Annotated in this window: 7 protein-coding genes; 1 reads left to right on the top strand and 6 read right to left on the bottom strand. The window is 65.4% G+C overall.

From position 1 onward, the window contains the following. Positions 1 to 7: 7 nt before the first annotated feature. Entirely contained in the window at positions 8 to 838 is an 831-nt protein-coding gene (locus tag SVXhr_RS10845) for a deoxyribonuclease IV (RefSeq protein WP_275737211.1), read from the bottom strand. A gap of 156 nt (positions 839 to 994) precedes the next feature. Between SVXhr_RS10845 and SVXhr_RS10850 the strand changes: the two genes are divergently transcribed. After that, complete coding sequence (locus SVXhr_RS10850) at positions 995 to 1,903, top strand: serine/threonine-protein kinase RIO2 (RefSeq protein ID WP_275737212.1); 909 nt, start codon at positions 995 to 997, stop codon at positions 1,901 to 1,903. 174 nt (positions 1,904 to 2,077) lie between these two features. On the opposite strand, the gene SVXhr_RS10855 is transcribed toward SVXhr_RS10850, so the two are convergent. The 5 genes from SVXhr_RS10855 to SVXhr_RS10875 all read right to left on the bottom strand — a co-directional run bounded on the left by SVXhr_RS10855 (position 2,078) and on the right by SVXhr_RS10875 (position 13,411). Continuing rightward, positions 2,078 to 3,916 carry a hypothetical protein gene (locus tag SVXhr_RS10855; protein ID WP_275737213.1) on the bottom strand — a complete coding sequence of 613 codons (1,839 nt, stop codon included), beginning with the start codon at positions 3,914 to 3,916 and terminating at the stop codon, positions 2,078 to 2,080. A gap of 132 nt (positions 3,917 to 4,048) precedes the next feature. After that, on the bottom strand, positions 4,049 to 6,991 hold the full coding sequence (locus tag SVXhr_RS10860; protein WP_275737214.1) for a glycoside hydrolase family 9 protein: 2,943 nt from the start codon (positions 6,989 to 6,991) through the stop codon (positions 4,049 to 4,051). Positions 6,992 to 7,089: 98 nt separating this feature from the next. Beyond that, on the bottom strand, positions 7,090 to 10,110 hold the full coding sequence (locus tag SVXhr_RS10865; RefSeq protein WP_275737215.1) for a fibronectin type III domain-containing protein: 3,021 nt from the start codon (positions 10,108 to 10,110) through the stop codon (positions 7,090 to 7,092). Next, complete coding sequence (locus SVXhr_RS10870) at positions 10,082 to 10,252, bottom strand: hypothetical protein (RefSeq protein WP_275737216.1); 171 nt, start codon at positions 10,250 to 10,252, stop codon at positions 10,082 to 10,084. The genes SVXhr_RS10865 and SVXhr_RS10870 overlap by 29 nt, the downstream gene beginning before the upstream one ends. A gap of 6 nt (positions 10,253 to 10,258) precedes the next feature. After that, entirely contained in the window at positions 10,259 to 13,411 is a 3,153-nt protein-coding gene (locus SVXhr_RS10875; RefSeq protein ID WP_275737217.1) for a fibronectin type III domain-containing protein, read from the bottom strand. Position 13,412 lies beyond the last annotated feature (1 nt).

Here is a 13,412-nt window from a genome sequence, read left to right on the forward strand (position 1 = left end):
TCCCGTGTCAGGCCTCGCGAAGCTCGCGTGCGCGTTCGACGTTCCAGGCGAAGCCCCGACCGTCCTCGGTCGGCGTCTCCAGGACGAACGGCAACTCCCGCAACGCGTCGTGGTTGACGACGGCCGCGATGCCCGCCTCGCCGATCTCACCCTCGCCGAGGTGGGCGTGTTCGTCCTTGTTCGTCCCGCAGGCGTGCTTGGAGTCGTTGAGGTGGAGACATTCGAGCGTGTCAAGACCCACCTTCTCGTCGAAGTCGGCGACGGTCTCCTCGACGGCGTCGGGCGTCGAAAGGTCGTACCCGGCGGCGAAGAGATGGGCCGTGTCGAGACAGATGCCGAGGTCCTGCTCGCTCGCCTCCAGGACCGTCGCGAGGTGCTCGAAGTCGCCGCCGAGTTTGGTCCCGCTGCCGGCGTCCGATTCGACGAGGACAGTCACGTCCTCGGGAACGTCGAGTTCGTCGAGTGCGCTGGCGGCGTTCGCCAGTCCCTCCTCGACGCCCGCGCCCGTGTGGGCACCGAGATGGACGTTGACGTACTCGATGTCGAGTGTCGCCGCGGCGTCGACCTCCTCCTGGAGACTCGCGATCGACTTCTTCCGAAGGTCGTCCTTGGGCGTACAGAGGTTGACCAGATAGGACGCGTGGATGACCCACGGTCCGACATCGGCTTCGATCGATCGCTCTCGGAAGGAGTCGGCCTCGCTGTCCTCGATCGAGGGTTCCTGCCAGACCTGCGGTGAGTGTGAGAAGATCTGGCCGCAGTTGCCGTCGTATTCGAGCTGTTCCTCGACAGCGTTGGAAACGCCGCCGGCAATGGAGGTGTGAGCGCCGATTTGCATATCTCGACCCTCGGCCCTGCCGGACATAGGCGCTTCGACGGTGACAGTCCGGCGGTTGCCGCGCTAACTGGACTTCGTATATCGAAATGCGATTTAATGCCGGGTGAACGCAACGACACGTCGGGCTTTTGCCGGGCAAACCCCTACCGGACTCTAATGGTCTCGAACGTCGCCCCGGTGATAGCCGAGCTCGAGCCGGAGGACTTTCATCTTCTCTCGGGGATCGAGCAGGGAATGCGGTTCTCGGAGTGGGTTTCCCGAGAAAAGATACCCGAATTCGCGAGAATGACCGTCGAGGACGTCGATTACCGACTCGACCGGTGTGAGGACCGGGGGTTAATCGAGCGAAAGACGATCCAGTACCAGGGATTTTCACTGACGTTCGAGGGCTATGACGCACTCGCGTTACACACCTTCGCCGAGCGCGAGTCGATCCAGGGAGTCGGTTCGAGTCTTGGTGTGGGCAAGGAAAGTGACGTCTACGAGGTCCAATCGTACAAGCCCCTGGCGCTGAAGTATCACCGCGAAGGCTATACGAACTTCCGGGAAGTGATGCGCGAACGCGAGTACACCGCCGATCGCGAGCACGTCTCCTGGCTGTACACCGCCCGGAAGGCCGCCGAACGCGAGTATACCGCGCTCGAAGAGCTATACCCCGGGGTAAGCGTGCCGAGACCGGTCGATCACAACCGTCACGCGATCGTGATGGAACGCATGGACGGCGTCGAACTCTCACGGACGAAACTCGAAGACGAACAGGTACGCCCGGTCCTGGATCTGATTCTCGACGAAGTCCAGAACGCCTACGAGGCGGGGTACGTCCACGCCGACATGAGTGAATACAATATTTTCGTCGGGGAGAGCGGCGTCACCGTCTTCGATTGGCCACAGGCCGTCCCGACAGAGCACGAAAACGCCCGCGAACTGCTCGAACGCGACGTCACGAATATTCTTGGGTACTTCACCCGGAAATACCCCCACGCGATCGAGGACGTGGAGGACACGACAGTCGCCGCTGCCATCGCCGAAGGGCGCTTCGACTCGATCGATTCGGACGAAACCTGAGAATTCGCCTATTGCTGCCGTCGAGCAGCAGTTACCACGGAGAAGAGTCCGACCCGCGCCACACGCATAAATCATTATTGGCTATATCAAATATGCCGCCGTCCCTGAGGCAGGGGAGGAAAACTGTGGGAAAAGTGGAATCTGTTTGCTGGGCGCGGTATGACCCGTCGACGATCAGTTCGGGACCCGATATTTCAGGTCGATGGCGTCGATGAGCCGGTCGTTCCGGCTGAGGTTGGTCTCCAGTTCGACGTGCAACGAGTCCAGCATCGTGTCGACCAGGTCCTGGCGCGCCGAGGACGAGGACCACTGCTCGGGGTTCGCGGGCGTCCCGATCTCCATGGCGACCTGCTGGTTCGGGTAGATCGTCCGCATGTGGTAGGGCTCGTCGTGATTTGCACACCGGACGGCGTAGGCCGACATGCCCTCGTAGTCGGGATGGTTGACCTCGATCACGTCGCGCTGGGGATGGCCAAGCGACTGACTCGGGCGGTGGGGGTTGTTCCAGTGGCCGTCCGCGAGGTTCGCGGCGTCACCCGACGGGCCGAGCCACGTGATGACCATCCCGTCCTGGAAGTACGGCACCTCGCTGGTGTTCTTCAGGACGATGTACTGGTTCCAGTAGCCGCCGCCGTTCTCGTGGATCTCGACGGACGCCTCCATCGGCGCGTTGGCAGTGAAGCCGTCGCCGCCAAGCGACTCGCCGGTCCGCGGGTCGACCTTGTCGGCCACCATCTCGTGGATGGGGTTGTCCGGGTTGTTGACGACGTCCTCTGGCAGGTCAGCCGAACTCCCCCACTCGCGGCTGTCGTCGTACTCCGGCTGGTCGTGGACGCGGTCACGCACGCGGACCTCGTCAGGCTGGTACGTTCGGGCGTCCGTCGGCCAGCGGTCCTGGATGAACTGATCGGGACCGTTCGTCGCTTGGGTCGGGCCGGCGGTCTCGTCCCAGACGTTGTCGGGGTCGTCGTGCGTGCCGGGGTCTTCGGTCTCGTCCGGCAACAGCGCGAGCCGCGGGAGGAGTTTCACGGTCGCGTGGGCGGGGAAGTCGTTGTCGGCGAGTTGCTGGACGTAGGGCAACGCCTGCGTGCCGAGTTGATCGAGGGTCAGCGACCCGTCGCTGATGTTGTTCTGGACGGCCTCGACGTCGTAGTTGAACTCCTCGGCCTTCTCGGCGTCCGTCCACGCCTGGCCGGTCGAGGACGTCTCGCCGGGCAGGTAGTCCGTGAAGTCCCGTGGGACGTAGTACGGATCATCGAAGTGTTCGTACAGTTCGGCGACCGTCGTGCTGCCAGTGATGTCAGACGGCAGGGTATCAGGCTCCGGCGGCCGGTCCGGGAACGGCACGTCCCAGGTCGGCTCACCGTCGTCATCGTCCGGTTCCGTCTCCGTCGGCGTGTCCTCTGGCGTCTCCGTCGGCGTGTCTGCGGGCGTTTCAGTCGGCGTGTCTTCGGGCGTCTCCGTCGGTGTCTCCGAACCGTCGTCGTCCGGGTCGGTCGTCACCGCGATCCGATCGATCTCGACGGCCCCTGAGGCCCCCTGCCAGAAGTTGAACCTGACTGCCTGTGGACTCGCCAGGTCAGCACCGACCGATTCAAGATCGATCGAGACGGTCGAGTAGTCGGTGCCGATCGAGTCATCCGTCAGGTTTTCCAGCAGATCCGAGGCGCCGCCGATCTTGAGCATGAAATCCGACTGCTCGCCGCCCTCGTCCCCACGGATTCGAAGCGTGAGATACTGGTAGTCGTCGATCGACTGGGAGACGTTGCTCCCGAACCAGCCGGCGTTGTCGTACTCCAGACGAAGCGCGCCGTCCTCGACCTCGCCCGACCCGCTCCCGTTGGCGAAACTCCCCGCATCCGCCCAGTTGCCGAGGTCGTTGGAGCCCGGATAGGTCCCCCCGTCGAACGAATGGACGACCAGCGGCGAATGTTCCTGGCCCAGGACTGACGTCGCCAGACCCAGGCTTCCGAGTGCGATGCTCCCTTTCAATACAGTCCTTCGTTTGACCATACCAGATGATAATAACCTTCTATTATTAAATAAACATCACGAACGAGGAGAATTTCCACCATAAATTAATAGACTGGTCGAATCCGAGACACCGAAACCCTGGATTTACGCTATAGAGCGGTCAAGACACGCCTACTCGAAGCGCACCGCCTCGATTTCGAGCGTGCTATTGCCTCCTTGCCAGAAGTTGAGCCGGACCGCAAGCCCCTCGGCGGTGGGGTCGATACCGGCCGACTCCATGTCGATCGCAACGTCGGTAACACTCGTTCCGATCGAATCGTCAGTCAGGTCTGACAGATATCCGCGCGTGCCGCCGACATCGACGATGAACTCCTCGCCCTCGCCACCGTTGGCACCGCGTACGCGCAAGACAAGTGTCTCGTACTCCTCGACACGCCGGTTGATCTGCTCCTGATACCACCCGCCGTTGTCGTACTCAAGCACCAGGGCACCGTCTTCGACATCGCCGCTCCCGTTCTCGAAGGAACCGGCCCCACACCACTGGCCGAGGTCGTTGCGATTGCTCGACCACGCCGGGTCGCCGTCGTAGTCGTTGACGACCAGCGCCTCGGTGGGTTGGTCCTCGTTCCCGCTGTCGTCTGCGTCGTCGGTCGTCACCTCGACGGACACGGTATCGGACTCGTTGCCGGCGCCGTCGACGGCCGAGACGCCGATCTCGTAGGTCGTCTCGGCGTCCAGTTCCTCGACGGTCGCCGTCGTCGTTTCGGCCTCGACCTGCTGATCGAAGTCGCCCGCAACGGAGACGGTGTAGTGATCGAGGCCGCTACCGCCCTCGTCGCTGGCGGCCCCCCACTCGATATCGGCCGAGGACGCTGTCGTCTCGACCACGGAGAGGTTCGAGGGAGCCGTCGGAGCGGTCGTGTCGTCGGGCTCGGACTCGGACTCACCCGGAAGCTGGCCGTAAACCAGTTCGCCGTCGAGGTAGACGGGGATCGCCTCGGTGACGGTCGCCTCCTCGCCGATGTCCTGGAAGCTCGGATCGTTCGATGGATCCCAGTTGCTCTCCCAGTTGTCGTCCTGTTCGGCGATCATCGAGATCTGAATCTCCCGTGCGCCATAGATCTGGTTGCCCGACCAGTCGAGTTCGATGTAGTAGATACCGGCATCCTCGTCCCAGGCGATCGGCCCCGAGACGTCGGCCGACCCATCGCCCATGGTTGATTGCTGGTCGTACTGGACCTCGACCGAGACGGCGTCGATCGACTGGCCGGCGTCGCGCAACTCGCTGACGTCGATGAAATAGCGGGCGCTGAGGCCGTCCTCGCGATGGGGCGGGTGGATCGATTCGTTGTGGATCGTCACTCGAACCTGTGTCCGGTCGGCGTTCTCCTGGAGGACCTCTCCCTCGGCGTAGTAGGCGTCGATCGGCTCCTCACCCGGCGGGAACTCCGCGACTGGCTCGCCGGTATCCTCGTAGAAGGTGTTGAACCCCGCGAGCGCACCGACCAGCCCCGCGTTGAAGTCGATCGCGACCTCGTTGTAGACGTAATCCGAGGTCTCGTCGACGTGGGTGTCGTCCTCGTCGGGCCCGCCGACCAGGGCACCCCACAGCGTGTGGCGATGCTCTTCGGGTTCCTCCATGCTGTTCTCTTTCGAACCGTGGGCAGCCCGGTGGTGGGGATGCTCGGCGTGGTCGTCGGTGAACCCGACGATCAGCGAGTAGCCGAAGGGGTTGTCACCCATGATGTAGTTCATCTGGGTCGCCGCCCAGTCGGTGAACGCGACCGCCTTCTCGGTGTCGCGGTACTTCCGGTAGACCATCGCCTGGAACTGCGCGGCGGCGTTGTACCGGGCCGACCCCCACGTGTTGAGCACGGTGAACCCAGCATCCGACGTCGAGGCGTAGTTCGTATCGTTGTCGTCTTCATGCTCGACCGAACCGCCCGAAAGATACTCCAGGTTCCAGCGGGCGATCTGCCAGTGCTCGGGGTCGTCGGTGATCGGCGCGAGTTTGAGGAAGACGCCGCCCCAGACCGTGTCCCAGGAGTGGACCCAGATGTTCTGCCAGTCGTCGTCGGTCGAGTCGATGATCTCGCCGAAATACCCAGTGTAGGTTCCCGAATCGTCGGTCGCGAGGATGTCATCCAGATACGCGTCGTCCTCAGTCGCGATGTGCAACCAGACCGCCGCCCAGGAGAGTTCGTCCTCGTCGTAACTCGAGTCGTAGAAACCCCCGTCGTACCCAAGTCCGCGGTTCTCGACGGCGAAGTCATACAGTGCCTTTGCGGTTTCGAGACACTCCGCCGCGTACTCCGAATCCTCGGACTCCAGGACGAGCGAGGTAATCGTCAGCGCCGCGGCCGCCCCGGCGCACTGGTCGCTGGCCGGATCCTCCGGCGTGGCGAAGTAGGCTGGCCGGGGGTACTCCTCGGATGACTGGAGTTCCGGCGGCCCCCAGTAGTTGTGGTCGATACTCCCCTCGCCGACGTGATAGCAGAAGGCGACGACGTTGCCTTCGTCATCCCGGAACGTCGACTTCAGGAAGTAATCGGCGAAGTGCCGCAGGATGTCGACCATGTGGTCGTAGACCCCCACGTCCCGGAAGGCGTCCTCGAACTCGTAGAGCGCCCAGGAAAGCGTCGAGGCGCTGTAGGACTGGGGGAGCCCGAACTTCATGTGGTCGCCGGCGTCGTGGAAGCCACCGCTGACGTCGACCGTCCCCGTCCCATCGGGATCGAGTACGTCGCTGTACTGATCGATAAAGCTTCCAGAGAGGTTCGTCCCGCCATCCTCGGTCGCCTCCGCGAGCGGGATCTTCGTGTCCGAAGGGTGGCACTCGCCGCGCCACTGGAGGCGATCGCCCATCGTCGTCGCACCACAGCGATTGGCGTCATAGAAGTACAGTGACTGCTGGAGCGCGTGGGCGTAGTCGAAGCCCAACTCAGTCTGTGCGGCTGCTCGGGAGACCACGCTCGGCGTGGCCACGTCCGTCCCGAGCGCGACCGATCCCGCGCCCAGTCCCATCGCCGCAAGCAGGTCCCGACGGAACAGATCGGTGTCCCGGTCAGTTTTCGTCCGCCCCATTCCCCGTGAGTTCGCGTCGTGTTCTGTCATGGATATCGTGTCGTTGGTTGTGCCACCGGACCCTGGGCCGTCATCACCCCATCCCTAACGGGCCCGGTCCGGTGGCGTCTGATCGAACGGTTCGATGTCTATTCGAGTCGGATCTCTTCGATTTCGAGCGTGCTCGCACCTCCTTGCCAGAAGTTCAGGCGGATCGAGAGTCCCCCGCCCGACGGATCGATCCCGGCCGCGTCCATGTCGATCGCGACGTCAGTGACACTCGTCGTGATCGAGTCGTCGGTCAGATTCGCGAGCAGGTCGCGCGCACCGCCCATGTCGAAGAGGAACTCGCTCTCCTCGCCGCCGTTCGCCCCGCTGACCCGCAACACGACCGTCGAGTAGTCGCTGACGTCTTGCTGGACCTGTTCGACGAACCACCCGGCATTGTCGTATTCGAGGACCAGCGCGCCGTCCTCGACGGCACCGCCTCCGGCAGTGCCATTCTGGAACGACCCGGCCCCGCACCACTTGCCGAGGTCGTTGCGATTGCTCGACCACGACGGGTCGCCGTCGTAATCGTTGACGACCAGGGCGTCTTCGGGCGGTGCTTCGTCCTCGTCGCCATCGCCGTCATCGCCTTCGCCGTCGTCGGCCTCGTCGGTCGTGGCCTCGACGGTCGCCGTCGCCGACTCGTTGCCGGCCGTGTCGATCGCCGAAACCCCGACCTCGTAGGTCGTCGCGGCGGTGAGGCCGTCGATCGTCGCCGTCGTCGTCCCTGCCTCAACCGCCTGATCGCGGCTCCCGTCGACGTAGACGGCGTAGGCGTCGACACCCGTGCCGGCGTCCGAAGCGCCACTCCAGGCGACGTCGATCGACGTGGCCGTCGTCCCATCGACCGAGAGGTCCCTGGGGACAGTCGGCGGGGTCGTGTCGTCGCCGGCGTCGGTCGTCACGTCGACAGTCACCGATTCGGACTCGTTGCCTGCCCCATCGACGGCCGAGACGCCGATCTCGTAGCTCGTCTCGGCCGCGAGATCCGCGATCGTCGCCGACGTGGTCCCGACCGGAACCTGCTGATCGAGACTCCCGTCGACGTACACCGCATAGTGATCGAGTCCGCTCCCGCCCTCGTCGGTCGCGGCGTCCCACGCGATCTCGGCGGATGACGGCGTCGTCGTGGTCACTGAGAGGTTCGAGGGAGCAGTCGGCGGGGTCACGTCCTCGCCGCCGTCGCCGCCAGTGAACTCGATCCAGTCGAAGTTCCAGCCGCTGGTCTCGACGACGATCCGGATGACGTGCTCGCCCTCGGGGAGGTCGACCTCGCCGACACGGATCTCCTCGAAGTTCTCCCAGCCGCCGGTCGGCCAGACGTTCTGTGTCGCCACCTCGGCGCGGTCGACCTCGATCCGGAGGTCGCCACCCGAATCAGCACCGTTGGCAACCCGAACGGTGGCCTCGTAGCTACCACCGGATTCGACGGTGACAGTGTACTCGAGCCACTCGCCGGTCTCGGTGTAGCCGACGTTGTACCCCGACTCGACGGCCGTCCCGATGTCGACGCCCGTCTCGCGGTAGTCGGCCCCGGCCTCGTTCGTGGATCCCGTATCGTAATAGGCGATTCCCTGGCCACCCTCGTCAAAGTCCTCGGCCTGGATGCGGCCCGGGAGTTCGTGCTCGACGAACGCCGACTGGCCGGCGTCGGTGGCGATCGTTTCGGCGACCGTCGTCGTCTGATTGGACTCGTTGCCCGCACTGTCGACGGCAGAAACACCGACCTCGTAGGTCGACGCCGGTTCCAGGCCGTCGACCGTCGTCGCCGTCCCGTCGATCACCTGCCCGCGGCGCTCGCCGTCGACGTAGACGTTGTAATGGGAGAGGCCGCCCTCGCCCTTGTCGGTGACGGCGCTCCAGGCGATCTCGACGCTGATCTCGGTCGAACGAGTTACCTCGAGCCCCGAGGGTGCCGGCGGTGCGACGTCGTCGTCGATCGTACTCTCCGGGATGTCCTGATCTTTGGTCGCCTCGAGCCAGGTCTTGATGTACCCGCCCATCTGGTCGGGGTCGTCCTTGAGCGTCCAGGGTTCGTTGGCTCCCGAGTCCGGCGACTCGAAGAAGGCCGGCTCCCAGGAGTCGTCGAAACACCACGAGATCCACCCCATGTTCTCGTAACCCTCGACCCACTCGCGGAAGGGCTCGCCCCACCCGGAGGTGGTGCCCTGATCGACGGATCCCCCGGCGGGTTCCCAGCCGAACTCCGTGACGACGACCGGGACGTCGTTTGCCGGTTCGCCGTACCACTGGTCGAAGTCCGCGGGCGGTCCGTTGTCGGGGTAGATGTGCGCCGCGTAGATCAGGTTCTCCCCATCGAAGGGATACTCCGGCGCCATGTGGGTCACCGACGTCCAGCGCGGCGAGCCGATGATGATCGGCGTCTCCGGGGCGTGCTCGCGGACGAGGTCGACCCACGGCTGGGCGGCGTCACGCCAGGCCTGAAAGGCACCGGCGTCGTCGCCGTACATCGCCGGCTGGGTCGGCTCGTTGAACAGCTCGTAGATGACGTGTTCGTCCTCGGCGAACTCCGGGGCGACCCGATCCCAGAAGGTCGTCATCACGTCGTCGATCGGTGCGAGGTCGTCGTCGTTCTCCTCGTTGTAGGTCTCAGTTGCTTCCTGCGTATAGGGTCTGATGAGGTGGAAGTCCACCAGCGCGTAGACGTCCCGGGCCGCCAGCAGGTCGACCGCGGGGCGGAGTACCTCGGTGACGTACGTCTCCAGGCCCAGCGCGTCGATCGAGTCCTGCGTGCAGGGCAACCGGACGGTGTTTGGATGCCAGCCGCGCTCCGTGTCCGTCGCCCACTCCAGGACTTCCTCGAAGCTCTTGGGGTGGTACTGCCGGTAGAAACCGGGGTCAGCGGGTGCCATCCCCCGGAGCGTCACGTCGTTGCCCGCCGGGTCGCGGATCCACCGCCCCTCGGTGTGCAGGCGTGGTGTCGGAACCCCGGCGGCTCCGGTCCCAGTGGCGGCCGAAAGCCCGGCACCGATCGTCCCAGCACTCGCCATCGCCCCGAGGAACGTCCGGCGTGACGGCGTGAGGCCGGGGTCCTCTCGGGCCGCCTCGTCAGTGTGATCAGTCGCCGATGCGTCAGTCGATTCGGTCAGTTCGTTCGTCATCTGTCGTCATGTGTTCGCGATCGTTCATCCCCCGATACAGTCGAAACAGCGACGCGCCCCCGGCCGGGACGCCGGCGACAGTCCGGGCCGGCGGCCGCCCGCCGCCCCCGCGTGCAATCGCTCTCCGTGAGTTACGTCCCATGCCTGTTCACTCGAATCGTATCGCCTCGATCCGGAGCGTTCCGCTCCCGGCGCCGCCCTCCCAGAAGTTCAGGCGGAGTTCGCCCGGCGACGTGGCGTCGATGCCCGCCGATTCCAGATCGATAGAGATCGGTTCCGGCGTGGTCCCGATCGAGCCGTCGGCAACGGTACTGAACGTCGCTCGATCACCGCCGAGCGAGACAACGAAGTGATCGCCTTCGCCGCCGCTTTCCCCGCTGAGGACGACCACCAGCTCCGCGTAGTCCGAGACGTCCTGCTGGACCTGCTCGACGAACCACCCGGCGTTGTCGTACTCGAGGACCAGCGCGCCGTCCTCGACGTCGCCGCCGCCGTTCTCGAAGGAGCCGGCGCCACACCAGTTCCCGAGGTCGTTCCGGTTGTCCGCCCACGCCGGATCGCCGTCGTAGTCGTTGACGACCAGGGCATTTTCTGGCGGTTCTTCCCCGCCGTCGTCGCTCTCGGCGGTCGTCACCTCGATGACGGCCGGGTCGGACTCGTTGCCGGCACCGTCGATCGCCGAGACGCCGACCTCGTAGGTCGTCCCGGCGTCCAGTTCCTCGACGGTCGTACTCGTCGTGCCGGCCTCGACGGAGTGGACCGTTTCGCCGTCGACGGCAACGACGTACTGCTCGACCCCAGACCCGCCCGAATCCGTCGAGGCGTCCCACGAGAGCGAGACCGAGGAGCTCGTGGTTTCGGTCGCCGTCAGGTCGGCGGGCGCCGTCGGTGCCTCGTCGTCGCCGTCCCCGGTCGTCGCCGTCACCGTCACGGTCCCGGATTCGTTGCCCGCGCTATCGACGGCCGAGACACCGATCTCGTACTCGGTAGCGGGATCGAGTCCGTCGACCGTCGCGGTCGTCGTGCCAGCGGGGACCTGCTGGTCGAGCGCGCCGTCGACGGAGACATCGTAGTGGGCAAGGCCCGACCCACCGTCGTCAGTGGCGGCGTCCCACGAGAGCGAAATCGAGGAATCCGTCGTCCCGGTCACTGCCAGATCGCCGGGCGCCGTCGGCGGCGTCGTGTCCTCGTCGCCATCACCGTCGTCCGTGGTGCCGTCGCCGGCGGTCGTCGCGCCGGCCACCGAAACGGGGCCGACGTCGGACGCCGTCCAGTCCTCTAGCCAATCGACTTCGTCGAAGCGGGCGGCGGCGAGTTCGCCCGCGCTGTTGGCGCTGACGAACAGCCCGACGTGGACGTCCTCGGGGAGATCGACGTCGCCGGACCCGATCTCCGTCCAGTCCGAGCCGTCCGGCGAGACTGACGCCGACACCGACGACCCCGACCGCTTGACGCGCAACCAGATCGGCGGCGTGCGATCGTCGCCGGCACGCTCGCGCCACACCGTCGAGTCGTAAGCCCGCGTCAGTTCGCTCCCCTCGCCGGGCGTGATCGTGGCGGCACCGAGCGCGCCGGGCGCGTCCGGATCGTCGGCCACCATCACACCGGCCTGGGTTTCGGGATCGACCGGTTCGAGATCCGCGACGCGGGCCGTGACCGCCACGTCGCCCGAGGCGGGCATCGACGCGAAGTGACACTGCTTGGTGTCGCGGTGGAACGTCTCGCCCGCGCCCTCGACGAGAAACGAGTCTTCCGGGATGCCTTCGACGGAAACTGACTCGGTATCGGCGTCAGTCGCGCCGCTGTCGTCGGTAACGGTCAGTTCGGCCTCGTGGGACCCGGTCTCGGCGAAGCGATGGGTCACCCGCTCGCCGGTCGCCGTCCCGCCGTCGTCAAACGCCCAGTCGTAGGCGGCGATCGAGCCGTCCGGATCGAAGGAGTAGGTGCCGCTGAAATCGCCGGACTCGCCGATTCGGAGCGAAGAGGGTGCCGTCGCGTCGGCCGACGGCGTCCCGTCGCTGTGCCCGGACTTTTCGCGGATCGTCGATGCGTACCCCGAGAGGATGTCACCGGACTCGCTCCGGTAGACCTGGAAGCCGTCGTGGTCTTCGGTGTCCTCGAGCACCAGTTGCCAGATCGCCGCCGCGCCCGCGTCCTGGCTGTCGAGGGCGTCGTACCACGCCGTCAACCGATCGTTGCGGGTCGCCAGGTCGTGCTCCTGGACGTTGACGTTGAACTCCCCCAGCAACACGGGCTTTTCGAGCGTCTCGCGGGCGTCGGCGGCGTGTTCGCGGATCCACTCGACGGCACTGACGACGTCGTCCTCGGCGAGTTGGCCCGCCAGCCCCATGCCGGGCCAGTGGTACGGATAGAGGTGGAACGAACACACGTCGATCGTGTCGATCTCGTGGTGGGCGAGGAAGTTCTGGCCGGTCCAGTCGCCGTACATCCAGTTTGGCCCGTCCGCCCGCGTGTAGAAGCCCTCCAGCCCGGTCGTCACCAGATGGTTGTCGTCGAGATCCTTGATGAAGCCGGACATGTCGGCGAACCATTCGGTGAGGGCAGCCTCCCGGTCGTCGATGGTCTCCGTGTCGTCGTCCTCCAGGCGGGGTTCGTTGGCGAGTTCCCACATCGCGATCGCGGGATCATTGCGGTACTCGACGCCGGTGATCGAGTTCTCCCGCGTGAGGAGCGTCTCGACGTGGGTGCGATACAGTTCCCGGCACTCCTCGTTGACGTAGAAGTCGCCGTGCTCGCTTGCGCCGTCCGCCCACTCGACGTACTGGGCGATGCCGCCGTAGTCGTCCCAGTTATTGACCAGCGAGAGGATGAGTCGCACCCCGTGTTCGCCGGCCTTCGCGACGAGATAGTCGAGGTGCTGCAGCGCTGCCTCGTTGAACACGCCGGGTTCCGGCTGGAGACACTGGCCGCCCTCGCCCGCACAGAACGCCCAGGTTCGCAGCAGGTTCTGATCCAGGTCCGCACACAGCGCCAGCACGTCGTCGATCCGCGAGCGATCGCTGTAGGGATCGGTCACCCAGAAGTTGTTCGTCCCGCTGAAGTAGACGGGGTCGCCGCCGAGGGTAAACTCCGGGCCGTCGGTGTCGACGAACTCGCGGTCCCCCGGTGCCGCCTGAACGCTTGCCGTCCCGATCGAGCCCAGCAGCGCCCCCGCTCCGATGGTGCGGAGGACGTCCCGTCGCGACGCCGCGAGTGCCGACCGTCGGTCGTCCGGACGAGACGTCCGTGCGTCGGGACGGCCCGAATCGCCGCCGGCGTCAGTGTGGTTGTCGCCTGCCATC

This window comes from Halorhabdus sp. SVX81, assembly GCF_029207715.1.
Lineage (GTDB): Archaea > Halobacteriota > Halobacteria > Halobacteriales > Haloarculaceae > Halorhabdus.